28 protein-coding genes and 3 pseudogenes are annotated in these 23,581 nt (G+C 37.4%); 24 read left to right on the top strand and 7 right to left on the bottom strand.

All coding sequences use genetic code 11. The features are described 5' to 3' along the window. The first annotated feature begins 1 nt into the window (after position 1). The 4 genes from HOO54_RS17370 (at position 2) to HOO54_RS17355 (ending at position 3,900) form a co-directional block, all read left to right on the top strand. Positions 2-1,285, top strand: coding sequence for a hemolysin family protein (locus HOO54_RS17370; protein WP_172297438.1), 1,284 nt, complete (start codon positions 2-4; stop codon positions 1,283-1,285). Between the two features lie 256 nt (positions 1,286-1,541). Beyond that, positions 1,542-2,327, top strand: a complete 786-nt coding sequence (locus HOO54_RS17365; RefSeq protein WP_172297436.1) for a GH12 family glycosyl hydrolase domain-containing protein — start codon at positions 1,542-1,544, stop codon at positions 2,325-2,327. A 103-nt stretch (positions 2,328-2,430) separates the two neighbouring features. Beyond that, positions 2,431-2,829, top strand: coding sequence for a secondary thiamine-phosphate synthase enzyme YjbQ (locus tag HOO54_RS17360; protein ID WP_172297434.1), 399 nt, complete (start codon positions 2,431-2,433; stop codon positions 2,827-2,829). Positions 2,830-2,847: 18 nt separating this feature from the next. Then, the gene (locus tag HOO54_RS17355; RefSeq protein WP_172297432.1) at positions 2,848-3,900 is read left to right on the top strand and encodes a nitronate monooxygenase; all 1,053 of its coding nucleotides are present in this window, start codon (positions 2,848-2,850) and stop codon (positions 3,898-3,900) included. Here HOO54_RS17355 and HOO54_RS17350 read toward each other — a convergent pair. Then, on the bottom strand, positions 3,880-4,617 hold the full coding sequence (locus tag HOO54_RS17350; RefSeq protein ID WP_172297430.1) for a protein-glutamine gamma-glutamyltransferase: 738 nt from the start codon (positions 4,615-4,617) through the stop codon (positions 3,880-3,882). The two genes, HOO54_RS17355 and HOO54_RS17350, sit on opposite strands and share 21 nt — an antisense overlap. A 158-nt stretch (positions 4,618-4,775) precedes the next feature. Between HOO54_RS17350 and HOO54_RS25230 the strand changes: the two are divergent. Together HOO54_RS25230 and HOO54_RS25225 are read left to right on the top strand one after the other, a co-directional pair. Further along, positions 4,776-5,816 (top strand): annotated as a pseudogene (locus HOO54_RS25230) (cache domain-containing protein); the annotation flags it as partial. After that, a complete protein-coding gene (locus tag HOO54_RS25225) occupies positions 5,811-6,761 on the top strand; it encodes a methyl-accepting chemotaxis protein (RefSeq protein WP_375335843.1) in 951 nt (316 codons plus the stop codon). The pseudogene HOO54_RS25230 and the gene HOO54_RS25225, both read left to right, overlap by 6 nt. A 132-nt stretch (positions 6,762-6,893) precedes the next feature. Here the strand turns inward: HOO54_RS25225 and HOO54_RS17340 are convergent, their stop codons facing one another. After that, complete coding sequence (locus HOO54_RS17340) at positions 6,894-7,880, bottom strand: Gfo/Idh/MocA family protein (RefSeq protein ID WP_172297426.1); 987 nt, start codon at positions 7,878-7,880, stop codon at positions 6,894-6,896. A gap of 114 nt (positions 7,881-7,994) precedes the next feature. Here HOO54_RS17340 and HOO54_RS17335 point away from each other — a divergent pair, with 114 nt between their 5' ends. The 3 genes from HOO54_RS17335 to HOO54_RS17325 all read left to right on the top strand — a co-directional run bounded on the left by HOO54_RS17335 (position 7,995) and on the right by HOO54_RS17325 (position 11,024). Continuing rightward, positions 7,995-9,146: an AI-2E family transporter gene (locus tag HOO54_RS17335; protein ID WP_172297424.1), complete on the top strand. Its 1,152-nt coding sequence runs from the start codon at positions 7,995-7,997 to the stop codon at positions 9,144-9,146. A 100-nt stretch (positions 9,147-9,246) separates the two neighbouring features. Continuing rightward, positions 9,247-10,068 (top strand): undecaprenyl-diphosphate phosphatase, encoded by an 822-nt coding sequence (locus HOO54_RS17330; RefSeq protein ID WP_172297422.1) that lies wholly within the window; start codon positions 9,247-9,249, stop codon positions 10,066-10,068. A 140-nt stretch (positions 10,069-10,208) separates the two neighbouring features. Beyond that, positions 10,209-11,024, top strand: coding sequence for a metallophosphoesterase (locus HOO54_RS17325; RefSeq protein WP_172297420.1), 816 nt, complete (start codon positions 10,209-10,211; stop codon positions 11,022-11,024). Positions 11,025-11,052: 28 nt separating this feature from the next. Here the strand turns inward: HOO54_RS17325 and HOO54_RS17320 are convergent, their stop codons facing one another. Next, positions 11,053-11,607 carry a YkoP family protein gene (locus tag HOO54_RS17320; protein WP_172297418.1) on the bottom strand — a complete coding sequence of 185 codons (555 nt, stop codon included), beginning with the start codon at positions 11,605-11,607 and terminating at the stop codon, positions 11,053-11,055. A gap of 101 nt (positions 11,608-11,708) precedes the next feature. Between HOO54_RS17320 and HOO54_RS17315 the strand changes: the two genes are divergently transcribed. After that, positions 11,709-12,818, top strand: coding sequence for an MGDG synthase family glycosyltransferase (locus HOO54_RS17315; protein WP_172297416.1), 1,110 nt, complete (start codon positions 11,709-11,711; stop codon positions 12,816-12,818). A gap of 34 nt (positions 12,819-12,852) precedes the next feature. After that, a complete protein-coding gene (locus tag HOO54_RS17310; RefSeq protein ID WP_172297414.1) occupies positions 12,853-14,325 on the top strand; it encodes an alkaline phosphatase family protein in 1,473 nt (490 codons plus the stop codon). A gap of 19 nt (positions 14,326-14,344) precedes the next feature. Here HOO54_RS17310 and HOO54_RS17305 read toward each other — a convergent pair whose 3' ends face one another. From HOO54_RS17305 to HOO54_RS24795, 3 genes are all read right to left on the bottom strand, one after another. Next, entirely contained in the window at positions 14,345-14,518 is a 174-nt protein-coding gene (locus HOO54_RS17305; RefSeq protein WP_172297412.1) for a hypothetical protein, read from the bottom strand. A 29-nt stretch (positions 14,519-14,547) separates the two neighbouring features. Then, positions 14,548-14,754 carry a zinc ribbon domain-containing protein gene (locus HOO54_RS17300; protein ID WP_172297410.1) on the bottom strand — a complete coding sequence of 69 codons (207 nt, stop codon included), beginning with the start codon at positions 14,752-14,754 and terminating at the stop codon, positions 14,548-14,550. Positions 14,755-14,917: 163 nt separating this feature from the next. Next, positions 14,918-15,043: a hypothetical protein gene (locus HOO54_RS24795; RefSeq protein WP_301539291.1), complete on the bottom strand. Its 126-nt coding sequence runs from the start codon at positions 15,041-15,043 to the stop codon at positions 14,918-14,920. Positions 15,044-15,418: 375 nt separating this feature from the next. Between HOO54_RS24795 and HOO54_RS17295 the strand changes: the two genes are divergently transcribed. The 6 genes from HOO54_RS17295 to HOO54_RS17270 are packed head-to-tail and all read left to right on the top strand — an operon-like array spanning position 15,419 to position 20,152. Then, complete coding sequence (locus tag HOO54_RS17295) at positions 15,419-15,790, top strand: hypothetical protein (protein WP_172297408.1); 372 nt, start codon at positions 15,419-15,421, stop codon at positions 15,788-15,790. An 18-nt stretch (positions 15,791-15,808) separates the two neighbouring features. Next, positions 15,809-16,213 (top strand): WXG100 family type VII secretion target, encoded by a 405-nt coding sequence (locus tag HOO54_RS17290; RefSeq protein WP_253907703.1) that lies wholly within the window; start codon positions 15,809-15,811, stop codon positions 16,211-16,213. A 22-nt stretch (positions 16,214-16,235) separates the two neighbouring features. After that, positions 16,236-16,937 carry a DUF5081 family protein gene (locus HOO54_RS17285; protein WP_309244912.1) on the top strand — a complete coding sequence of 234 codons (702 nt, stop codon included), beginning with the start codon at positions 16,236-16,238 and terminating at the stop codon, positions 16,935-16,937. Next, positions 16,934-17,251 carry a hypothetical protein gene (locus HOO54_RS17280; protein WP_172297404.1) on the top strand — a complete coding sequence of 106 codons (318 nt, stop codon included), beginning with the start codon at positions 16,934-16,936 and terminating at the stop codon, positions 17,249-17,251. The genes HOO54_RS17285 and HOO54_RS17280 overlap by 4 nt, the downstream gene beginning before the upstream one ends. 8 nt (positions 17,252-17,259) lie before the next feature. After that, positions 17,260-19,224 (top strand): CdiA C-terminal domain-containing protein, encoded by a 1,965-nt coding sequence (locus tag HOO54_RS17275; RefSeq protein WP_172297402.1) that lies wholly within the window; start codon positions 17,260-17,262, stop codon positions 19,222-19,224. 4 nt (positions 19,225-19,228) lie between these two features. Then, a complete protein-coding gene (locus HOO54_RS17270) occupies positions 19,229-20,152 on the top strand; it encodes a hypothetical protein (protein ID WP_172297400.1) in 924 nt (307 codons plus the stop codon). A 65-nt stretch (positions 20,153-20,217) separates the two neighbouring features. Here HOO54_RS17270 and HOO54_RS24955 read toward each other — a convergent pair. Further along, a pseudogene (locus HOO54_RS24955) lies at positions 20,218-20,328 on the bottom strand (IS3-like element IS655 family transposase); the annotation flags it as partial. Positions 20,329-20,469: 141 nt separating this feature from the next. On the opposite strand from HOO54_RS24955, the gene HOO54_RS17265 reads away from it, so the two are divergent. From HOO54_RS17265 to HOO54_RS17235, 7 genes and pseudogenes are all read left to right on the top strand, one after another. Beyond that, complete coding sequence (locus tag HOO54_RS17265) at positions 20,470-20,664, top strand: hypothetical protein (RefSeq protein ID WP_172297398.1); 195 nt, start codon at positions 20,470-20,472, stop codon at positions 20,662-20,664. Continuing rightward, positions 20,661-20,897, top strand: coding sequence for an IS66 family insertion sequence element accessory protein TnpB (gene tnpB / locus HOO54_RS17260; protein WP_172297396.1), 237 nt, complete (start codon positions 20,661-20,663; stop codon positions 20,895-20,897). Before HOO54_RS17265 ends, tnpB begins: the two co-directional genes overlap by 4 nt. A 195-nt stretch (positions 20,898-21,092) precedes the next feature. Beyond that, positions 21,093-21,603: pseudogene (locus HOO54_RS25400) on the top strand (IS66 family transposase); the annotation flags it as partial. Next, a complete protein-coding gene (locus tag HOO54_RS17250; RefSeq protein WP_172297394.1) occupies positions 21,575-21,925 on the top strand; it encodes a hypothetical protein in 351 nt (116 codons plus the stop codon). The pseudogene HOO54_RS25400 and the gene HOO54_RS17250, both read left to right, overlap by 29 nt. Continuing rightward, positions 21,907-22,332 (top strand): hypothetical protein, encoded by a 426-nt coding sequence (locus HOO54_RS17245; protein WP_172292307.1) that lies wholly within the window; start codon positions 21,907-21,909, stop codon positions 22,330-22,332. The genes HOO54_RS17250 and HOO54_RS17245 overlap by 19 nt, the downstream gene beginning before the upstream one ends. 324 nt (positions 22,333-22,656) lie before the next feature. Further along, entirely contained in the window at positions 22,657-23,130 is a 474-nt protein-coding gene (locus tag HOO54_RS17240) for a hypothetical protein (protein WP_172297392.1), read from the top strand. Continuing rightward, positions 23,117-23,581: a hypothetical protein gene (locus HOO54_RS17235; protein WP_216664799.1), complete on the top strand. Its 465-nt coding sequence runs from the start codon at positions 23,117-23,119 to the stop codon at positions 23,579-23,581. Before HOO54_RS17240 ends, HOO54_RS17235 begins: the two co-directional genes overlap by 14 nt.

Here is a 23,581-nt window from a genome sequence, read left to right as displayed (position 1 = left end):
TTTGAATATCTTAAATGTCATATTCGTCCTGCTTTTAATTGCAGCCACAGCTTTTTTTGTTGTTGCTGAGTTCGCCATTGTTAAAATTCGCGGTTCAAAGATTGATCAGTTGGTGGAAACGGGTGATGTGCGGGCAGTTGCAGCCAAAAGGGTGATCACTGATCTTGATGAATATTTATCAGCTTGTCAACTGGGTATTACAATTACTGCTTTGGGGCTCGGTTGGCTTGGAGAGTCAACTTTTGAGAAAATTATTCACCCTGTTTTTGAATACATTGGTCTACCCGAATCAGTGATGAGAATTGCTTCAATTGGGACAGCTTTTGTTATTATTACATTTCTTCATGTTGTTGTCGGTGAATTGGCGCCAAAAACGATTGCGATTCAAAAAGCGGAAGCTGTCAGTTTACGAGTTGCCAAACCGCTGATTATTTTTTACAAAGTGATGTATCCATTCATTAAATTATTAAATGGCTCAGCTCGACTATTAACTCGGCTGTTTGGTTTTCATTCAGTCAAAGAACATGAAGTAGCAATTAGTGAGGAAGAACTGCGGATCATGCTTTCAGAAAGCTATAAAAAAGGTGAAATTAACCTGACGGAGTACAAGTATGTCAACAAAATATTTGAATTTGACAACCGTCTTGCCCGGGAAATAATGGTGCCGAGAACAGAGATTGCAACGATTTTTTCGGATCAGCCGATCAAAGAAGCAATCGAAACCGTGATGAATGAACGTTATACGAGATACCCGATTATTAAGGATGATAAAGATCATATTATTGGAATTATTAATAGCAAGGATCTATTTAGAGCATATTTTCTTGAACAGTCGACTGATTTAAGTCAATTAATGAGACCCGTCATTAGAGTGATTGAAAGCATTCCCATACAGCAACTGTTGATTCGAATGCAAAAAGAGCGCATCCATATGGCAATCCTAGTTGATGAATATGGCGGAACAGCTGGTCTTGTCACAGTAGAAGATATTTTGGAAGAAATTGTCGGGGAAATTAGGGACGAATTTGATCAGGATGAAATGCCTCACATGATCAAAAAAGGCGAAAACCATTATATTATTGATGGCAAAGCTTTAATCGATGAGGTGAATGACCTGCTCCAAATCGAAATCGAAAATGATGAGGTTGACACCATTGCCGGGTGGATACTGACTCAAAGGATGGAATTGAAAAAAGGTGATGTTTTTCAAACAGAAGGATGTGAATTTAAAATTCTTGATTTCGAAGATCACCATATCCGTTTTGTTGAAGTTAAAAAAACGTAAGGGTTATCTTTGACTAGGGGAATTGTGAGACTTCCACGGGGAACAGCTCGTGAATCGCCCGCGGAAAGTGTGCAAGTTCCCCGATTTTTATTAATGCATACTATGTCAGGACGCCCCCTTCTTCTAGTCCTATAGCCATTGGTTATGTTTGATAAATAAGAATATGTATTCATCATTATTTATTACGATTTATGTATATACCTTTGTCGAAATCTCTTATATAATATTTTGTATCTAAAAGGGGAGGTTCGAAAACGTGAACAAACATTCAACTAGCAAATCTTTTCTACTTTTAGGCTTCGCAATCATTATTTTATTAGCGGGACCTCTGGCTGCATTTGGTGCAACCTTATCAACACCGTCAGCTAAAATGTATTTTAAAAATAATAAATATTACATATTCAACAATGTGTGGGGAAAGGACCAAGTTAGAGGTGGGTGGCAGACGATCTATCATAACAACAATTCTAACTTAGGTTGGGTATGGAATTGGCCGAGCAATACAAGCTCTGTAAAGGCTTATCCATCGATTGTGAGCGGATGGCATTGGACTGAAGGCTATACAGCGGGAAGTGGCTTCCCGACCCGTTTATTAGATGGTAAAGCGATCAAGACCAATGTAAGTTATTCAATCAGTGCGAGCGGAACATACAATGCAGCATATGATATTTGGCTCCACAACACAGATAAAGCGAGCTGGGATTCAACACCGACAGATGAAATTATGCTTTGGCTTAACAATACAAATGCCGGTCCATTAGGCGCATATGTCGAAACAGTGTCAATTAACGAGCACACTTGGAATGTTCACAAAGGCTATGTTGATGCAGGGAATGGAAAAGGCTGGAATGTTTTTTCTTTCGTCAGAACGTCCAATACTCAAAAGGCAAGTTTAGACCTACGTAACTTCACAAATTATCTTGCTGATTCAAAGAACTGGATCGATAAAACGAAGTATGTAAGCAGTGTTGAATTTGGTACTGAAATTTTCGGTGGTACCGGACAAATCAATATATCAAAATGGGATGTAACAGTCCGCTAAATATGCTTGAACACCGCTCCTTGGGCGGTGTTTTTAAATCGAACGGTAGATAGGAAATCAGCGTTTTTTGACGAATTAAGCATGGAGAAAGGAGCAGGAGTACATGTTGAAAAAAATAAATATTCAGACGAACCATCATGATGAAATGGTGGAGATCACAGATGAAGTCCAACAATTTGTCAGCAGGCAAAAAGTTTTAAACGGTGCGGTCATCATTTATTGTCCGCATACAACGGCTGGGATTACAATCAATGAAAACGCTGATCCTGATGTCAAACGAGATATGTTGAGAAGGTTTGATGAAGTGTATCCATGGGAGCATTCGCTTGATCGCCATCTGGAAGGAAATACAGCAGCCCATTTGAAAGCGAGTACAGTAGGAGTGTCACAACATATTATCATTGAAGATGGCAAGCTTGTCTTAGGAACGTGGCAAGGGGTTTATTTTTGTGAATTCGATGGTCCAAGACAGCGGACTTGTTACTTTAAAATCATTGCCTGAAGAAAGGAGAAATGGAGCATGAACATGCTAATGGAACGCCTCTCACTATCAAAACCTGTCGTACAGGCGCCAATGGCAGGCGGAATGGCTACACCTCAGCTTGCTGCCGCTGTTTCCAATCAGGGCGGTCTCGGCGGACTTGCTTCAGGATACTTAACACCAGAGGAGCTGAAAAAACAGATTGAGGAGACGAAAAAACGGACAGAAGCGCCATTCCAAGTCAATCTGTTTATTCCAGAAAAGCGAGAAACAGTTAGTGACGAACAACTTGCTGCTTGGCAGAAAAAACTTCCGCTCTCAGAGCCGCTTGCACCTATGTCGACTGAAAAAGAGGATTGGTCCGATTTTTATGAAAAAATTGATATCATCCTCACAGCCAATCTTAATGTTTGTTCATTTACATTTGGTCTCCCTCCTCTTGATGCAGTTAAGAAGCTGAAAGAACGGAATTGCTATTTAATTGGAACAGCAGTGTCGGTTGAAGAAGCGATATTATTAGAAGAAAGAGGAATGGATTTTATCGTTGTCCAAGGAAGTGAAGCCGGCGGCCATCGGGGGGCTTTTTTACCGACAAAGGGAGAGGGATCTGTCGGATTAATGGCATTGATTCCGCAAGTGACCGATCATGTAACCATTCCTGTTATTGCTGCCGGGGGGATTTTTGACAAAAGAGGTGTAAAAGCAGCTTTTGCGCTTGGAGCAGAAGGTGTTCAATTAGGCACGGCTTTTTTGACTTGTAAGGAAAGCGGTGCATCTCCTCTATATAAGCAAAAACTGCTGGAAGCAACTGAAACGGATACAAGGCTGACCAAACTGTTTTCTGGAAAACCAGCCAGAGGCATTGTCAACCAGTGGATGAAAGATAGGCAAAACGACGAACAAGACACACTGCCATATCCATATCAGAACACATTAACAAAATCGATGAGAAAAAAGGCCCAGCTTGAAAAAAAACCAGACAACCTGTCTCTGTGGTGTGGACAAGGAGTAAGAGCAGCGGTCCGTGAAACAACAGTAAAACAACTGTTTGAACAATTGATCCCTGAACAGTTATTTAACAAATTCGTATAAAGTCGGAAAATCGATTCGGGTGATTTGTGACAGTAGATAGGCAGACACTTGGGCATTCGCTTTTCTGTATCTATTCAAATCTTCAATAATCTCTTCTGCGCTTAGGATACCTAGACCGTGCCCAGCATATAAATTGTGACCTAAGTTAATGACATTTTCCCCGCGCCATTGCGGTTTTTCTGGATCAAACTCTGGATTTTTAAAATATAGACAGTCCCCAGGTAAAAAATCATTTCCGTGTTCCGTATAGATTGGGAGCTTTTCATAATGCCAATCATATAAAATAATGGTTTGGTAGAGTTTGTCGAACCTTTGCTCTCCAATCGTTTCAATCAAAGCTTTATAAAAAATAATGACAATCGCTGTTGCGCATTCAAATGCATAAAGAGAGCCGCTTCCAAAAATATCAAGAATCGCTTTGGAGGCGGGAGCTCTGTACTTCAATTCTAACGCTCCCTCAGGAGATACCCGCCAATATTCTTGATTCCCATATGTTTTTGAAAAAGGGGCAAACTTTGCTCTACTATGAATCAGCTCTTGAGCTGATTTGACGGTATTTTCCCTATAGTTAAGTTCAAATAACAGTTCAGAAACCGTGCTGTAGTCATATTTGGTAGGCATTGAAAGCATGAGTTTCACCATGTTTTTCTGTATCTGACTGATGTTTAGTTTCTCGGTGTCCTCAGGACGAAGCCAATATCCGGAAATATCAATCATAACAATCCTCCTTTTTAGCTAAGATATGCCTAAAGCTTGGGTGGGGAAAACAACAACTTGCAAATGAATTGGAAATGATTTTTTCCTTTTTTTTGTTTAGAAATAAATGAAGTTTCCGATATTAGCAGTGAGGCTAAGAGAAAAGAGGTTATAAAAAAATGAACAAATTGTTGGTTTGGTTTAGACGCTCCTCTATTTCGAAAAAATTACTAATATCATTTTTTCTTATTTTAATTGTTCCTATTTTAGTGCTTGCATTAAGCTCATATTATACAGCGAGCCAATCGCTTGAAGAAGAAATTATGAGGAGCGCAAAAAACAGTGTCAATCAATTGAATGAAATGATCGATCAAAGCATTGAAAAAAAATCGGAAACAGTAAATTATTTTAGTGAAGACGTTAACGAAAAAGCCTTTAAAGGTAAGGCACAGCAGGCTTTGGTCAAGAAATTTGAACAATATGCAAAACAAAATAAAGATGTTGAAGCCATTTATTCCGGGTCAAAAGACAGCGTGTTTGTCCAATACCCTTATGTAGAAATGCCTGATGATTATGATCCTGTTGAAAGAGATTGGTATAAAGAAGCCGTTGCGAAAAAAGGTCAAGTCATTGTGACAGAACCTTATGAGTCTGAGGGAACAGATTCTATGGTGATCACAGTTGCCAAAGCAAACCAAGATGGATCTGGTGTTGTGGCACTCGATGTTAATATTAAAGAACTGATTGAAGCATCAAATAAAGTCAAAATTGGAGAAAATGGATTTACGTTAATTGCAAGCTCTGGTAAGAAATACATCGCCCATCAGTCAAAGAAAGGCGGTACTGATGTAGAGGGTGAATTTGTCGATGAGATGTACAGCAAACAAAACGGTGAGATTAAGTACAATTTCGAAGGCAAGAACAAGCAAATGGAGTTTGCGACAAACAAATTGACCGGTTGGAAAATTGCTGGAACTATGTTTACCGACGAAATTGCCGATGCTGCCAAACCAGCTCTCCATATGGCCGTCTACGTATTCATTGGAGCGATGTTACTGGGCAGTATTCTGATCTACTTTATCATCCGAGGAATCAGCAAACCTTTAAATCAGCTTGTCATTTCAGCAAAACAAATCAGTAATGGTGATCTCACCCAAAAAATCGAAGTCCGTTCTAAAGATGAAATCGGTCAGCTCGCTACAAGCTTTAACGACATGGCTGAATCACTTCGGACATTGATCGGTACAATCCAGGAGTCAGTGGCGAATGTGGCGTCATCTTCTGAAGAACTGACAGCAAGCGCTGATCAGACAAGTAAGGCTACAGAACATATCACATTAGCAATTGAACAATTTTCAAATGGTGTTGAAGGTCAGGGCGAAAAAGTTGAAACAAGTTCGCAGCAACTCGGTCAAATGAATGGGATGTTACGGGAAATGAGTACTGTTTCAGAATCGATCACAGAATCGTCTGTTCAATCCACAAAAGTTGCCGAAACAGGTGGAGAGCTTGTCCAAAAAACGGTTGGTCAGATGAATTCAATTGATCAGTCAGTGAAACAAGCTGAAGGTGTTGTAAAAGGGCTTGAAGCTAAATCTAAAGATATTACAGCCATTTTGCGCGTCATTAACGGAATCGCCGATCAAACGAATTTGCTAGCATTAAATGCCGCGATCGAAGCAGCACGTGCCGGAGAATCTGGAAGAGGTTTCTCAGTTGTCGCTGAAGAGGTGCGGAAACTAGCTGCACAATCAGCAGATTCAGCTAAAGAAATCGAAACCTTGATTCAAGATATTGTAAAAGAAATTGAACATTCTCTCAATATGTTCCAATCAGTTAACCATGAGGTCCAATCAGGGCTGAAGATTACCGGAGAAACTGAAGCAAGCTTTAAACACATTCATGAAATGACAAATGAGATTGCTGGCAAACTGCAAACGATGAATGTCACTGTTGAACAGTTATCAGGCGGCTCCCAAGAAGTATCAGGAGCGATCGAAGAGATCTCTGACATCTCTAAAGAGAGTTCTGCCAGCATCCAGGACATTGCCGCTTCAGCAGAAGAACAGCTGGCTTCAATGGAAGAAATCAGTTCATCTGCTTCAACACTTGAACAAATGGCAGAAGAACTGCGAGACTTAACGAAAAAATTTAAGATAGACTAAACAGGTATCAGTTTGACCCATTTTTTAAAGGGGTGTCCAATCAGTCATTTTTTGACTAATGGATGCCCCTTTCTTTGTTGGATATGAAGAGGATAAAATGAAAAAGCAGGAAAATCGTATTTTAAAGTCAGACTATTTCAGATCGGCAGGGAAAACAAGACCGATTTGTTTTCGAACTTCATCCATAATTGCCAAGACTGTTAGAGAACATTCAAAAGTATTCAATTGAGATTCAATCCGGTTCTGTTTGATTAAGTTGATGAATTCTGTTATTTCATAAAACATAGCCGGCTTTTTGTCAGAAATCGTTATATCTTCAACACTCCCATCATGACCATGAATGACAACCTTTTCAGGACGATGAATTTTGTCAATGACGATAGAACCGTCTTCTCCTTGAATTTCAGCTGGTATGTAGGAATTTGAAATTTTTGAGTGCATCAAGACAACTTCATGATCTTGATATTGTAAAAGTACCGTCCCTGCTCCATCTGCACCAGAATCAAGAATGAGACCATTTCCTTTCACTTCAAGCGGTTTACCGAACAAGACAACCGCCGGATAAATGCAATAAACACCAATATCCATGAGAGAGCCATTTGAAAAAGCAGGGTTAAAAGCATTTAAAACAGTTCCATTTTTATAGGCATCATAGCGGGAAGAATATTGACAATAACTAGCAGTGAACTTGCGAATCTTTCCGATCTTCGGTAAATGATCCAGTATATTTCGGAAATTTGGAAGAAATGTCGTTTTCATTGCTTCCATCAATGTCACTTGATGAAGTTGAGCCGTTTTCACCATCTGTTTTACTTCTTTCACATTTGATGCCAGGGGTTTTTCACACAACACATGTTTTCCGTTTTCCATCATCATGATCGCATGCTCTTTGTGGAAAGCGTTAGGGCTTGCAATATAGACAGCGTCAATGACAGAGCTTTTTGCCATGTCTTCCAGACTAGTAAAAACAGATGTCACATGATATTTTTGTGCAAACGCTTGTCCACGTTCTTTTGTTCTTGAATAAATAGCAGTTAACTGAAAATCCTCGTTCATATTGGCAGCTTCTAAAAATCGATCTGTGATCCAATTGGTTCCAATTACGCCGAATCGTATCATCTTATCACTCCTTTTATATCGATTATATCGAATCAAAATATGATAAAAAGTGAAATATTTTTCAGCACACAAAGAATAGTGTACAATTTATTAAAAAGCTTATGGAGGATCGCGATGAACTCTTTACATATGTGGGGCGGGAGGTTTAAAAAGTTTTTTTTAGACAATAAATTTGTGTTGTTTTTGCTAATCCTGCTGCTTGTTGGACTTAACATTTTAGTTTTGATGCAAGCATCGTTTATTTTTACTCCGATTATTGTTCTAATCGAAACCATTGCCTTACCGCTTATATTAACAGGTGTTGTTTATTATTTGTTAAATCCTGTGGTGGATTTTTTAGAAAGAAAAAAAGTGAAAAGGATTTACTCCATTCTTTTACTTTATATCATCATTATCGGTTTGATCACCATTTCAATCGTCTCTGTTATTCCAGTATTGCGGCAACAGATTATGAGCCTTGTTGATAATTTTCCAATATATGTTCATATTGTCGAAGACCAAATTAAACAAATGATCGGTAGCAAGTTCTTTAACCAGGTTCAACAGACATTAAATATAAATTTAACAGATTTAGCGAGTAAATTATCAGATCAGGCAAGTACGATCTTAAATAGTACATTTACTGGTGTGGGAACTTTTATCGGAGCGGTGACAGAAGTTTTTATTTCGATTGTAACAGTTCCTTTTATTTTGTTTTATTTATTAAAAGATGGCAAAAAGCTGCCGTTATTTATTTTAAAGTATGTTCCGACACGTTTACGGGAGCCGACTTATGAGGTAATGGCGGAAATGAATCACCGTTTAAGTTCCTACATTAGGGGACAAATCATTGTCAGTTTTTGCATCGGCTGCCTTTTATTCATCGGCTATTTAATTATCGGTCTTAATTATGCCTCTCTTTTAGCACTTGTAGCTGCATGTACGAGCATTGTTCCTTATTTAGGACCGACAATCGCGATTACGCCAGCAATCATTATTGCTTTGGTTACATCTCCGTTTATGCTCATTAAACTGATTATTGTTTGGACCGTTGTTCAGCTAATTGAAGGAAAATTTATATCACCGCAAATTATGGGAAAAAATTTGCATATTCATCCGGTTACGATTATATTTGTTTTACTAACATCAGCTAAACTGTTCGGTGTAGTCGGTGTTATTGTTGCAATTCCCGGATACGCTGTCATCAAAGTTATCGTTACACATGTATTTGAAGCATTTAGACAACGCTCAACCCTTTATCAAAAAACAGATGAAGAACAGGTATGATGTTATTGACATAAACAACCTCTACAACCAATATACATGCTAATAGAGGACAAGTCATGAGAAGCACACAAAACATGTGCTGATAGAAAGGGAAGAACTTATGGATATTATTGTTGCAATTATTTTAGGGATTGTGGAAGGATTAACAGAATATGCACCTGTGTCTTCTACAGGGCATATGATCATTGTTGACGATCTTTTATTGAAATCGAAAGAGCTGCTCACACCTGAAGCGGCTAATACTTTTAAAGTAGTCATTCAGCTTGGCTCGATACTTGCTGTTGCCATTGTCTTCAAAGATCGAATTCTTAATTTACTTGGCATGAAGAAAAACATCACTGAAACTCAAAAACAAGGAAGTAGATTATCGCTTGCTCAAATTGCGGTTGGACTAGTACCGGCAGCGGTTTTAGGATTTTTATTCGAAGACTATATTGATGAACACCTATTTTCCGTTCATACAGTTGCGATCGGTTTGATTGCCGGAGCAATTCTCATGCTTGTTGCGGACTGGATCAATAAAAGAAAACAAACAACAGACTCAGTTGACAAGATCACATATAAACAGGCACTGGGAATGGGATTGTTCCAATGCCTTGCACTATGGCCTGGTTTCTCTCGTTCAGGATCGACGATTTCCGGTGGTGTCATGCTCGGCTTAAACCATAGAGCTTCTGCTGATTTTACTTTTATTATGGCAATACCGATTATGATGGGAGCAAGCTTTCTTTCACTGCTCAAAAACTGGGAATTCCTTAGCTCAGATCTTTTACCATTTTTCATTGCCGGGTTTATCAGTGCTTTCATTGTTGCCCTGTTTGTCGTTCGTTTCTTCCTTAAATTGATTAATAGAATCAAACTTGTACCGTTTGCTATTTATCGGATTATTTTAGGGATGATCTTAGTGATATTTTTTCTGTAAAATTAGGGTTTTATAGCCAATTAAACATAACAAAAGCCGATTTCAAAACGTGAAATCGGTTTTTTATATTATCTTCTATTATTTCCCACTATTAAACAATTGATCAGCTTACTATACTATAAAAGGGGAGGAGATATAAAATGTTTATGATATTAATTGGATTATTGATTGTAAGTTTAATCCCGATGATATATAAAGCGAATCACAATACAAAAGACGTAAAAGTAAACACAATTTCTGTTGCTCGCACAAATGCCAAAACATTCCCAAAGAAACTCAATATCCTTCATCTATCAGACCTTCATTTAGAGAATATTTCAATTTCACCAGAACAAATTCTGGAACTAGCAAATAAAAAACAAATTGATCTTATTGCCTTAACAGGAGATTTTCTGGATCGAAAAAGAAGTATTCCAAAGCTTATCAAGTATTTGAAGGCTTTGCAGGAGCTGAAGCCAACATATGGAATGTATGCTGTATTTGGAAACCATGACTATGTACTAAAAGGTGCCAACTTTCAAAAACTAAAAAATGTTTTAGAGGAAAACGGTTGTATTACACTTCAAAATCAACATGTTTCTATTCAAATGGAAAATGAGACCCTCAATATTATTGGAATTGATGATTATAGTACGAAACGAAGTCAAGTAGCTGAATCTTATCAAGGATTACAGGATGGCTATAATCTCGTCTTGACACATGACCCGAATGTCGTGCTTCATATGAAAGATTATCACTTTGATTACCTTCTGTCAGGACATTTTCATGGCGGACAAATTCATTGGCCGAAGCCTTATCACCTTGTGAAGATGGGAAAGCTTGTGCGAATGAATATGATTAAGGGTCTGCATTATCACCATGACAAACCTTTTTATATTAGTGAAGGTTTAGGTCAGACAGGCGCCAACATCCGTATAGGCAGCCGCCCTGAAGTAACATTCCATCATATTTCATAGTAGAACTGCACCGGGTGCAGTTCTTTTTTTAGTTTTTTTGGTGTAAATAAGAATCAAATAGCTTTTCTTTTGAAATAAATAAATATTGGGAGGGAGGAATGTTGCGAAAGGAAAATGGTCTTGTTGTTAAAAATAAAATGGGTAATTGTGTCATTTTTTTAAAACATTTGTAGAAGCGATTTGCGGGCTGAACTGCTTCGAAACCAAGTCTATCTATACCTTTATGAAGCGTCGTAATTCCGATTATTCCCTTAATTTGTTCCGCTTTCTGGTGGTTACTTACATACTCTGCCAATGTGGGCATTGAAGATAATACTTTTTGGTAAATAAGAACTCCTCTTCTTACGGCACTCTCAATATTTTGAAACTCTCTGATCAATTTAACATTGTGAAGATGAATTTTGATGAGAACATCATTCTTTTTAATGGTGGTTCCATCACTTAGCATGACATCGATACCTTTATACTTTGTTAACCGGACACGGAAGATACTTTTTCGACGACAATCAATAAATGTCAGTCTTGAAAAAAAATAATAAAATGGATCAATCAAATGCCAAATCGTTAGAAAAAATCTGTTCAAAATGTCACCTTCCTTTTCTTTCGAAAATACACTCATATTTTGTCTTGGATATTTAAAAAATATAGTTGGTAATCAATTTCATTTTAGAGTGGGGGATGGAGATGGCGACGATTCTGATACTTCCTTTTCTAAGTATTTCAACCGGACATCATCATGTAGCTGATTCACTGCAAACAGAGTTGATTCAACAATCACATCACTGCGAAAAAATTGACATTTTTTCTCATCATTATCAACGGCTTGAACAATTATCTTCTGCCGCCTATTTAAAATGGATTCAATACTTACCTAAAGTTTACAGTTCTTTATATTCGTTTTTAGCTTGTGGTCATCATCACACGAAAAAACGTCATTTTATGTATGAGGTCATGTTTTTAAATGGGATGAAACAGATTTTAAAAGAGAAAAAACCAGATGCTGTCTTTTGCACACATGCATTGCCTTCTTATTTGCTTAATCAATTAAAAACCCAATTTCCAAAATTGAAAGTGGTGAATGTTTACACTGACTTTTTTGTTAATCGAATTTGGGGAAGAGAACATATTGATTATCATTTTGCACCAAGCCTAGAAATAAAGGAACAGTTGATCTCCGAGGGCGTTGCTGATCGAAGTATCTTTCTCACGGGAATTCCTGTCCATCGTTCTTACAAAATGGATGTCAGAACAGGAAGAAATAGCGGGAAGGTTTATAACATTTTAATCACTGGAGGAAGCATGGGGGTGGGGGGGATTTTTCAGCTGATTCAGGAACTTGCCCCCAAAGGACAAATACAATATCAAATATTGTGTGGAAAAAACGAAAAACTTTTTAACTATATCGACCGTTTAAATCATCCATTAATCAATGCCGTTCCCTACATTGAAAATAAGTCAGACATGAATCGATTATACGGAACAGCCTCAGGCATCATCACAAAGCCGGGTGGTGTCACAATCAGCGAAGCAATCGAGAAAAAACTCCCGGCTTTCATTTATCATGCACTGCCAGGCCAAGAAGAAATGAATTTAAGATTATTAAAGAAAAAAAACTTGATCATCGAACTGAAAAATCGAATAGAGCAACCGATAGAAGAGCAGTTGCTGCACTTTTTTCAATCTGAGGAAGCATTTAACGGCTACCACAGGCACGTTGAGCAATATGTGCAGGAAAAGTCTGAAGGCGACATAGCTAGCGTATTAGCAAATATTATTCATAACGACGGAAAATGAGGGAAAACTCATTGATAAGAAAGGAGAGGAAACAATGTCCGACATTAAAAAGAGATCTGTTATCATGCTGTTGGTTGATTCGCTTATGCATGAGCCCTTACAAGAAGCGATGAAAACAGGACAGGCTCCCGCCATGAAATATCTCCTTGATCATGGTCGTTATGAAGCAGAGGTCGTCAGCCCGTTTCCGACGATGTCAGTGAATGTAGATAGCACACTATTAACAGGCGTTTATTGTGATCGTCACAAAATTCCTGGATTAGTTTGGTTCAATACCGAGGAAAAACGGATCATTAATTATGGAAGCCATATTAGAGAATTGCTAAAACTAGGCATCAAGCAGTCATCACAAGATATTTTCTACCATTTGAATCAGACTCATTTAAGTAAACAAGTAAAAACGATTCATGAAGAGTTAGACGATAAAGGGATTGAAACATGTTCAATTAATGCGCTTTTGCATAGAGGCAATCAAGATGGCTATTTACATGTTCCCCTCCTGTTCTCATGGATAAGCGGACTGAATCAGATGGTCAAACTCAATGTTCCTAAGCTTTTTTCTTATGGAGGTTTTTCGAAAATCAATCCGCTCAACCGGTCACTGTGGAAGAAATTTGGCTTTAACGATCGCTTTTCTGTCAAAGAATTAGCCCACCTGATCGATTTGAATAAAATCCCTCCTCTTGCCCTAGTCTATTTTCCCGATCTTGACCAACATGTACATAAACATGGAAGACATGATGTAAAAGGAGTAGCAAAAGTTGATGGGCATCTACAAAAAATATTGGATCGTTTCTCTTCTTGGGAAGAAGCTGTAGCAAACCATATCTGGATCGTTTTAGGGGATAATGGACAGGCATGGATCAGCCAAAATAAATCAGAAGCATTAATTGATTTAAGAGGTCTTCTCGATAGATATCAAATTGTAAAATTAAAAGATGGTGTCACAGCCAATGATCAAATTGTTCTTGCTGTTAACGAAAGAATGGCATTTATTTATTCACTCGATCCTCAAACTTTACCGCTTATCAAAATTGCCGAAACTTTACAAAAAGATGAGCGAATAGACATCATCTCTTGGAAAAATGATCATAGTTCAATTGTTGTCATGTCAGGTAAGCAAGCTGGAGAACTCACATTTCAATCGGGGGGAAACATGGTTGATGAATATGAGCAATCATGGACACTAGAAGGGGATGTCAACCTGCTCGATTTGACAGTGAATGAGAACACCATCACATATGGTGAATACCCGGATGCACTCGCAAGGCTTCACAGTTCATGTTTTTCACATGAAGGGGATTTTTTGATTGTTTCAGCCAAGCCCGGTCACGAATTTATTGGTGAAGGTTCACCAACACATCTTGGCGGTGCAAGCCATGGAGCATTGCATAAACAAGATTCACTGATTCCGATGATCATCACTGGAACAACGTCAACTCCAAAACATAACCGATTGATTGATATGAAAGAGTGGATTTTAAATATAGTAGAAAGCGGGGGTTAAAGTGAACGGTCCCCGCTTTTTATACTGATTGTTTGCTTTTTTTAAAAATGGCTGTAACTACTGCTAAAACCATTATCATTAAAGAACCGATCTTAATGATTTCTTGAAGTAGAGGGCTTTCAACGATGATATTGGAATGAACACAGAGCGCTAAAATAAAGATCGCAATGTGCAAACCGTATTTGTCCATCATAAACAGATTCTCCTTTTCTGACGATCATATCATCCAAAGAACAAGTCAATCACATTGCCTGCCTTTGAAGATTGTTTATTGTACAGTTCTGAATAGCCACAGTTTTTACAATAAACAACTAAAAACCGGTTATGTTGAACATCAAACATTTTTGACAATCCAGTACCTGTCGTTGCGATTTCTTTCTGACCAGCCTCTGTACTTCCACATTTTATACAACCTTTCTGTTCGTTCACAGCCAAACATCTCCTCTCTTTAGAATAAATTAATTTGGGGAATTCGCCTGGCTTTCTGCAGGCGTTCTGCTGGATTATCGTTCCCGCAGGAGTCTCGGCATTTTTTTAAACTCATCATAATAAACAACGGCACTTGCTTGAATTACATACGTTTTTAATTGGGTCATTTAACAGGACCGGCTTCATTATGGTTTACTTTTTCCCGTATTTGATACCGATCCCTTGCCATTGTTCCTAGATCGACAACACTGTATGTGACATTGATTCTACACTCCGACTGTTTCGACACCTTTCACTTGCTTGAATGGCTTTGCATGTGTTTGCAGAAACAGACCAGATTGGAAACGAATTCTTTTTGGAGTTTTATGTTTTCCACTCCTTTATTTATTGTATTCAACTAATAAGTTCAACACAAGTAAATGATTCCCTGTGAGCATTTTGTGTCTAAAATGTTGAGACTAAATGGCTTATTAATAGATCGTGATTCTTTATACTCATTTGGTAGATCAATAGACCTGTTGACCTTTGTTTTTTTATGTATAAAACAATCCATTTCGCCTATTTATTCCTTTAGGACCTTTCTGTAACATAAATATGTTCATAAATATTAAACTAAATTTGCTAAATGGAAATCGTTTTCATTGATTTGAAAGGAGCCATTGCCATGGGATTTTGGGAGACACTGGATTCAATTGGAAATAATATTGGTATTTGTTATACGGATAATGAACGAAAGCGGGATGAGTACGAGGAATTATATGATGATTTAAAAGAACAAGAAGAAGGCTTCAAAAATAAGTTGGAAGTTTTGAAAACGAAAAAAATAAATTACGAGAGTTGTGATGGTGTATTATCCGAAGTGGATATTCCCTCTTGGATGTTTGAAGCTACACGTAGGAAAAAGGATGTTGAGCTGCAAATTTTAATTAATTACTATAATGGTAAGCTTGATGAACTTCAAAAAGCGAAAACTCAAGCTATGAGTAAATGGGAGCATTATAAAACTCAAGCTAAAGCTGAAAAAAAAGACGGCTAGAAGGAGGCGAGCTGCATCATGTATGGTAATGATGATTCCACTCCTAAGAGTGGCAATATGTATATGAGGTATGAGGAAGAATATAAAAACTCAAAACAAAATCCGAATGATCCAGTAATAGCCGGCAACAAGGTGATCATTATAGATACAAAATTATCTGATGCTATTAGATTCGCTAAGATTCTTGAAAAAGGAGTCACAGACTCTCTAAAACAGGCAAAAGATTTAAAAACAAAAATTGACGGTGGCAAATGGAGCGGGAAAACACGGGATGCATTTTTATGTTATTTGGAACTCATTCTTCAACTTCACGAAGATGTAGAACAGGCGATGAAAGATCATACATCTGCATTAAACCATTTACATCAAAGTATGATCGATATTTTATCAAATTCGGAAATTACTGCATTAAACCGATTATGAATTGGGAGGGATCGACTTGCAGGTGACAATAGATACTCTAACAGCCTCAGAGCTCTATGTTTTGGCAGGAGCAGTCGGGGTGACTTATTTATTCGGTCTTCCAGAACGAGAACAGCTTGCCTTAATTGATCCTGACTGTGCTGAAAAAGCGAAGGATAGTTTAATCAAAAAAGGTGTGCTCACTTCAGAAGGGAAGATGACCGATGCCGCATTTCAGTTAGCAGAAGCCCTAAAATGCTATCAGAAAAGCAGCGAGTATGCCCGGTTTAATAATGTGATGTGCGCTTTTCTTCCGAATGATGAAGAACACATCATTGTGATTACTGAAATTGAAGCAGATACAGCCTATACAGTTGATTTTTTAGAAAAACGAGAAGTATATTTAACGATCATTTCCACGGTTTCATTTTTATTGAGAGAGCCAAGGGAAAAAGATCAGACATTTTTGTTGAAAAATATGAATTTGGAAGAACGAGCGGAAGTGCTTGAGATGGATTTAGAAAAAGCAGAAGTTCTTGCTGTAGAGACTTTTAAACAGGCTCCCGAACATGATCATACAGATACCGGTTTGTACGAATCCGCTCTGTATTTCACAAAAGGAGAAGATTTTATTGCCATTGATCCATTGCGTGAACGGTATGAATGGATTAGTATTCATATGTTAAATAAGCGGCTTTTTGATGCATTGAAGATTGTGTATGGCAAAAGGGAGGCACTCAAATGAGTGGGAAAAAGGGAGCAAATGAAATCCAGGTTGAGTTTCAAGAATTGCTTGATATCTCCCGCATATTACAGGAGATATATGGTACATACCATCATGAAGTAGAACGGAACATTAAAACCATGAGTCAAATTAAATATTACCCAGATGGACAAGCTGCAGACATCATGAAATCATACAAAAAAATTCTCGAAAAAATACTAGAGGTTCAAGATAACTATCTTCAAGCCCAGCAAATTGTTAATTATGCATTGGCAGAAATGATCAAATCAGATAAAACACTAGCAGAACAAATCAGTTCAGGAAAGCAGAATTGAGGGAAACGATGGGTAAAAATGTAATTTATTATCCGAATGAATGGCAATATGTGAAAGAGAAGCTTGATCAGTTAACAGGTGCGAATAATTATGGCTTAGGCGGAGCAAAAACCAGTCTTTTAGTATTGGATCAGACCGTGGCAGACATTGCATCGAAAATTGAAGATTTAGATAGTGACAAATCCATCGCTTTTTTCCACTTCAGTAAAGAGGAAACCATTAATCAATTGTTTGATGATTATCAAACACTGGCCAATTTTTGTTTGAAAGCCGGCGATTTAGTGGCAGACAATATTGATACCCCTTTTTATACTGAGTTAGATGCTTTCGTGGAGAAATTAGAGGGACTGTCCCTACATAATTACAAGACGGAAAACCGAATCGGTGTCACACAAAAGACGACTATCGGTTATGGTATGCAAAGTGATACAATAGAAACGGAAAAAGAGGAAATCAACGTAAACGATATTTTCACTCATTCAAAAGCGTTTGATGCTGTGCTGAGTGAAGAATATAAACAATATAAGCAACAAAACCCTGATGCCGAGTTAAGCCAATCTGACTTTTCAAAAGCTATCGTATCTTCACGCGGCTTTGAGTACCAATCCATCAGTGACAAGCAAAAGGCAAAGGAAGTGTGGAGGGATATTCTAATCAGCGGCGGGATTATTGTTCTTTCATGCTTTTGCCCACCAGCAGGTTTTTATATCTCAATCGCATATGGTGGACTAACGGCCTCCAATGCAGTTAGAGGAAAAGACTGGTTGACCAATCGAGTGCTAAGTACACAAGAACGAATTGAATGTGGTGTATTCGCTGTTATTGATATGATCCCTTTGCTCCGTTTAGCCAAAGGAATTAAATTACTAGGTAATGCTGGGAAAATAGGCGGAAAATCAACTAAAGTGGGAAATGTGGTAGAATCAATTAAAGATAACAGTGAACTTGCAAAGTACAATCTGAAATTAAAACGATGGGAAGCCATTGATAAAATCAATGACATCAAATACGGTGTCGAAAAACGAGTCGGTAAATCCCTTGACAATGTCATGCAACAAGCGGAAGTCCAAGCAGACGGCACCGTCATCGGAAAAGGCACAAACTTCTCGAACAAATTCGAAGAAGCCTACAAAACATCAAAAGCCAAAATTGGAGAATCGCTTCAGCAAGCCCAAAACGATCTAGCAGCAGCCAAAACAGGCGCTGGTGCTGGTGCAGCAGCTGGAGCTGGAAAGCGCGGTCCAGCGATTGGAAGCAAAGGTTCAGCTATTGATGATGCAAAAGGCATCAATAAAGCATCAAAAGCCGAGACACCTGAATCCGTGCAAAAGGTTGATCAAGGAAGCGATGCGGCGAAAAACGCTGGGAAAGTTAATGAAACGCAAGGTGGTAAGAGTGTTGGGGAAGGTGTACATAGCGGGGATGTGAAGGATGCTCGGAAGGTTGAGGAGAAACCTCATGAGCCTGTTGAGAAGGTTGGGGAAGGTGCTGAGGGGGTTAGTAATCCTAATTTAACAGAACCATCATTATCTAAAGGTGGTGAGCTTACAGAGGATGAGATTGTGATGCTTACATCAAAAGAGACGTCAAAAGGTCATCAGGCAGAACTTGATACAGCAAAATTATTAAAAAAGGAAGGATATGATATAAAGCCATTAAAAGAAGGTGAAGGTGGAAAAGGAAATGGATACGGACTATCGGATACGTCAAATCCTGACTATTTAATAGAAGGTGAACCATTTGACTGTTATGCACCTGAATCTGATAATCCAAAGACTGTTATAAATGAAATAAGCAAAAAGAGTAAAAAACAGGCTGAAAGAATTACATTGAATGTAAATAATTATAAAGGTGATATTGGAGAACTAAAGCATATGATATTAAGAAAAACAAATGGTGATTTAAGACGGCTAAAAGAACTTTTGGTTATAAAAGATGGTCAAATTACAAGATGGTTTGGGAGAGGAGAATAATATAATGGAATTATCTTATTACTTTTATACACAATTAAAAAACAGAGAGGATATAGATGCACTTTTATTAGGCTTAATGAAAGAAATTATTGATGGAGAAAATGAACTTAATATTTGGAGGCGAGAAGAAAGCGAAGAAGGCGAAGGAGATACATTAGAATTTAGTTGCGAGTCTTTTTCTGTAAGTACTAATTTACATTTTGTTAAGGATATATCTAAAGAATATCATATGAAAGTTAATTTTTGTTTATGGATTTATATTAATAATGGCGGAAAAGTGAAATTTATGGAATTTATAGGTAAATTACTAAGTGCAACAAAGGGTGGGGCTATACTTATAGAAGAAAATGAATCAATAGTACTAGAAAGAAGGAAGGGTACATTAATTATCAATAACTATTTCTTTGACGGTGATTTTAGAGATTTGGGGATTGTACACTTAAATGGTATTTACAAAAAATTCTATTTAGATATAAATGTTAATTGCCATATAGAAGATTTAAAATTTAAAGTAACAGATATAGTAGAAAAATGTATTGGTGAACAAAGTGTTACTTTGGTAGATGATGAAGATACTCCTTATAGTTTTGAAATTAGTTCGGATTATTTCAAAGTTTTTATACAAATGAGCAAAAGAAGTGAAGGTAATGTTTGTCAAGTAATGCATCTAGGAATTGGTGTTATATATCCTGATAATGATTATGTTAGGTTGACAATAATGATGAATCTTATAAAAAAAATTTTGAAAGACTTTAAGGGAAATTGTCAATTAAAGATTAGTAAAGGATATCTTATTAAGGATTGTCAAGAGTATGTTTTAATGGAAAGAAAAGAGAATACCATAATCGTAAATGAAAACGCGGATGAAAAAACTCTGTTTTATGATATTGGAATTCCATATATAGAACGAACTATAGAAGTAGAATAAAGATATCTAACATACTATTAAATAGTGTTAAATGATTAGCTTCTTCAGCTTTAACTACCTTTCAACGTCAGCTCGTACTCTTTGATAATTTCTGCACGTTGCTTTCCAAACGCGTGTAATTGAACGATTTGTTCCTTAAATTCTTTAGTAAAACTTCTTCTCACTCGTTTGGAAATGGTTGATTCCTCCTTAGATTTATTTTGAATCAAGTTTATATGACCTTATCGAATCTGTCGTAAATCCGTATTCAAACAATGCATATAAAAAGGTAGCACCTCCTAGTATGATAAACTTATCAATTTAAGGAGGTGCTTTCTATGCCCCAACAAAAACTAACGATCGTCCCCGTAACTTTACACACCGAAAAAGAAAATACTTCCGTTACAAAGGTAGCAATACCTTCCTTAAATCCAACTTTTACGATTAAAACGTCAAACGCTGAAATTTCCTTCTTCAACGGTATAGATGAGCACATCATCCAAACAATTATGAAGGAGTTGAAAAGTCAATGAAACACGATTATACAAGTGTGAAAAACATTTATATTATTTGTGGTAAGACAGATATGGGAAAAGGAATTGATGGGCTGGCAACTTTGATTCAAGATTCCTTCGAACTTGATCCATACGGAGATTCCATTTTCCTATTTTCAGGGTGGAGTAAAGATCGATATAAGTGTTTGTATTTCGATGGTGATGGCTTCGCCATGCTTTATAAACGTTTGGATAACCGTAAATTACAATGACCTAAAGATGAAAATGAGGTACGAAATCTATCACAGCAGGAGCTTCGCAGGCTCCTAGAAGGCCTATCCATTCAGCAACCAAAGGCCATTCAACAATCACCAAAAGGTGTATTTTAAATTGAAATTATGATCTTCATTTTGTCGTTCAAATGGTATACTATGGTTAACTTATTTGAACGAATCGTGTTGAAAAATGTGGCGAAGATTTCCTCTACAAATGAAAATCATAACGAGAAATTAATACAACTTCTCGAAGCACAATTAGAACATTTGAAGCAGCAAAATAAAGAACAACTAGATTATATGAACCCAACAAAATAAAGAACTATCGAAGAAGTTAGATCAATCATTGAAGCAGAACCATGCTTTAAACGAACAACTTCGTCAATTAACCAAGCTTTTATATGGACCTAAAACGGAAAAATCGAAATATAATGTTCCCGATGGACAAGGATCATTATTTGAGGATGATCCGTCTTTTAGTAATTCTGAGCACACAGGAGAACAAAGCCAACGCCAACAGAAGATTTCTTATACTGTTGTTCGAAAAGTTCGCAAAAAAAGAAATGATTCATTGCACGATGGTATTGAAGTAGAAGCTATTCACCACCTTCCTGAAAATACAATCTGAGACTGTTGCCAAGGGCAAATGATTGAAATTGGCAGTACAATCGTACGTGAAGCAGCAAAATTTATTCCTGCAAAATGGACAGACTGAATTTGATTTTGTTATTGATTCTAATGGAAAATTAATCATAGGTAAGAAACATCAATTTTTAGCAAATAATCAAGATGTAAAAGCAGCAGGGACAATTAAAATAGATGGTCAAGGACAACTAAGGAGGATTTCCAATGACTCTGGTCACTATAGACCTACTGTGGAGGAAGCATCACAATTCGATAGTCTATTTAGAAATGTTCGTATTGATACCTCCAAGACTTGGATGGAAATGTACAAATTCACATTCAATGAGGAAGGTTTTATTACAAAAGTTTGGGTAGATAGAAGATGGCAGGTGAAACAGTAATCATGGAAAATAAAATTTCTCAAATGAATAAACAGCTTTTTAGGAACAATTTATTAAAGACCATTGAAAAAGTAACTTTAAAACAAAATATTCGATTGTGTGAGGAAATAAGGTTTACTTTGTGTGTAAATGATGAACAGGGGAAAAGTCACAATTCAAATGATGATTTTATGAGATTGGGAATATTGAGCGAAAAAAATATTGATAACAGAGTGTTGAGGTTAGACGAAGTGATTGATATGTTAGTTCATCCTCGACTTCTATTTCCTTTGTGGGTAAACGTTTCTATTAGTGAAGTTAGAGAAGACTGTTTAATATTCAAATTGGAATCTAGTTCACGATTTAGAAGACCAACCGAATTACAAAATAAAGGAACTAGTCATCCTCCTTTTAAAGCTATCCTTTAAATTGATGAGAATCTTCCGATGTAACGTGGGGGCTACCCAGTGCTGAATGAATTTATCATTCCAATAACACCTATAACCCATGTAATACCCGTGTAAAGATTTCGTCATTTCTGTTGTACTCACATTGTTGAATTTTATACCCTAAATAACGTAATAGCATTACAATGAACAGGTGATTATGGTCAGATACACCATGATTGACCTGTTTTTTGTTATCTTCGTTTTCTTACGATCAGTAAGAATCGCAATTATGTAAGTAACAGCAACGATAGTTACGGTGGAAGGAATTGATCGTATCTTATTGCTGGGTTAAGACGACTAATAATGAAAAAAAGCAGTCAACTTGCAAAGTACAATCTAAATTTAAAACGATGGAAAGCCATTGATAAATTCAATGACATCAAACACGGTATCAATAAACGAGTCGGCAAATCCCTTGACAATGTCATGCAACAAGCGGAAGTCCAACCAGACGGCACCATTATCGGAAAAGGTCCAAACTTCTACGACAACGCCGTAGAAGCCCACAAAACATCAAAAGCCAAAATCGGAGAATCAATTCAGCAAGCCCAAAACGATCTAGCAGCAGCCAAAGCAGGGGCAGCAGCTGGGGCTGGAAAGCGAGGCGCCTCGCTTGGAAGCAAAGGTTCAGCTATTGATGATGCGAAGGGTATCAACAAAGCACCTAAAGCCGAACCCAATGGACCGGTGCAAAAGGTTGATAAAGGAAGCGATGCGGCGAAAAATGCTGGGAAAGCAAATGAGCCGCATGGTGGTAAGAGTGTTGGGGAAGGGTGAAATAAATAAATCTGACATTTATGATGAGAACGGAAAATATACTGGAGGAAGAACCCAAGAAGAGTTAGACGACTTGGCTACAGATCCAGATAGAGGACATGTTTTAGATGATCAAGGGAAAAAGGAAAGAGAAGTAGGTATAGCTGTAGAAGAAAGAGGAGATCTAGGTAGGATAAAAAGAGATTCAGGTGGAGCTGAATTTTATGATGAATTATCACCTAATAAGCAACGTTGGGATGTCAAGAGTTATGAGTCTTACCCTAATGGTCACACCGATCCCAAAAAAGGTGCATTTAGCGTGAAAACTACACTGAAGAATATGTACAAAAAATTGAATAAAGACATCAATATAATAATTGATACCAGACAACTAGTTCCAGAGCATATCGAGCAACTAAAAGAGGCTATTGTTAAGGAAGGATTAGTTGATAGAGTAATTTGGTATCCTTAA

The sequence above is a fragment of the Bacillus sp. WMMC1349 genome, assembly GCF_013155385.1.
GTDB lineage: Bacteria > Bacillota > Bacilli > Bacillales > Bacillaceae > Bacillus.
This window is presented reverse-complemented; position numbering and strand designations above follow the sequence as displayed.

What these genes read in the sequence shown, in the direction of transcription:
- tnpB (WP_172297396.1), top strand. Translation starts at nt 20,661, where the DNA reads ATGAAACACGATTATACAAGTGTGAAAAACATTTATATTATTTGTGGT.
- HOO54_RS17330 (WP_172297422.1), top strand. Translation starts at nt 9,247, where the DNA reads ATGGATATTATTGTTGCAATTATTTTAGGGATTGTGGAAGGATTAACA.
- HOO54_RS25225 (WP_375335843.1), top strand. Translation starts at nt 5,811, where the DNA reads ATGGCTGAATCACTTCGGACATTGATCGGTACAATCCAGGAGTCAGTG.
- HOO54_RS17265 (WP_172297398.1), top strand. Translation starts at nt 20,470, where the DNA reads ATGCCCCAACAAAAACTAACGATCGTCCCCGTAACTTTACACACCGAA.
- HOO54_RS17305 (WP_172297412.1), bottom strand. Translation starts at nt 14,518, where the DNA reads ATGATGGACAAATACGGTTTGCACATTGCGATCTTTATTTTAGCGCTC.
- HOO54_RS17245 (WP_172292307.1), top strand. Translation starts at nt 21,907, where the DNA reads ATGGCAGGTGAAACAGTAATCATGGAAAATAAAATTTCTCAAATGAAT.
- HOO54_RS17360 (WP_172297434.1), top strand. Translation starts at nt 2,431, where the DNA reads ATGTTGAAAAAAATAAATATTCAGACGAACCATCATGATGAAATGGTG.
- HOO54_RS17295 (WP_172297408.1), top strand. Translation starts at nt 15,419, where the DNA reads ATGGGATTTTGGGAGACACTGGATTCAATTGGAAATAATATTGGTATT.
- HOO54_RS17355 (WP_172297432.1), top strand. Translation starts at nt 2,848, where the DNA reads ATGAACATGCTAATGGAACGCCTCTCACTATCAAAACCTGTCGTACAG.
- HOO54_RS17270 (WP_172297400.1), top strand. Translation starts at nt 19,229, where the DNA reads ATGGAATTATCTTATTACTTTTATACACAATTAAAAAACAGAGAGGAT.
- HOO54_RS17310 (WP_172297414.1), top strand. Translation starts at nt 12,853, where the DNA reads ATGTCCGACATTAAAAAGAGATCTGTTATCATGCTGTTGGTTGATTCG.
- HOO54_RS17350 (WP_172297430.1), bottom strand. Translation starts at nt 4,617, where the DNA reads ATGATTGATATTTCCGGATATTGGCTTCGTCCTGAGGACACCGAGAAA.
- HOO54_RS17315 (WP_172297416.1), top strand. Translation starts at nt 11,709, where the DNA reads ATGGCGACGATTCTGATACTTCCTTTTCTAAGTATTTCAACCGGACAT.
- HOO54_RS17240 (WP_172297392.1), top strand. Translation starts at nt 22,657, where the DNA reads ATGAAAAAAAGCAGTCAACTTGCAAAGTACAATCTAAATTTAAAACGA.
- HOO54_RS17340 (WP_172297426.1), bottom strand. Translation starts at nt 7,880, where the DNA reads ATGATACGATTCGGCGTAATTGGAACCAATTGGATCACAGATCGATTT.
- HOO54_RS17335 (WP_172297424.1), top strand. Translation starts at nt 7,995, where the DNA reads ATGAACTCTTTACATATGTGGGGCGGGAGGTTTAAAAAGTTTTTTTTA.
- HOO54_RS17290 (WP_253907703.1), top strand. Translation starts at nt 15,809, where the DNA reads ATGTATGGTAATGATGATTCCACTCCTAAGAGTGGCAATATGTATATG.
- HOO54_RS17280 (WP_172297404.1), top strand. Translation starts at nt 16,934, where the DNA reads ATGAGTGGGAAAAAGGGAGCAAATGAAATCCAGGTTGAGTTTCAAGAA.
- HOO54_RS17275 (WP_172297402.1), top strand. Translation starts at nt 17,260, where the DNA reads ATGGGTAAAAATGTAATTTATTATCCGAATGAATGGCAATATGTGAAA.
- HOO54_RS17325 (WP_172297420.1), top strand. Translation starts at nt 10,209, where the DNA reads ATGTTTATGATATTAATTGGATTATTGATTGTAAGTTTAATCCCGATG.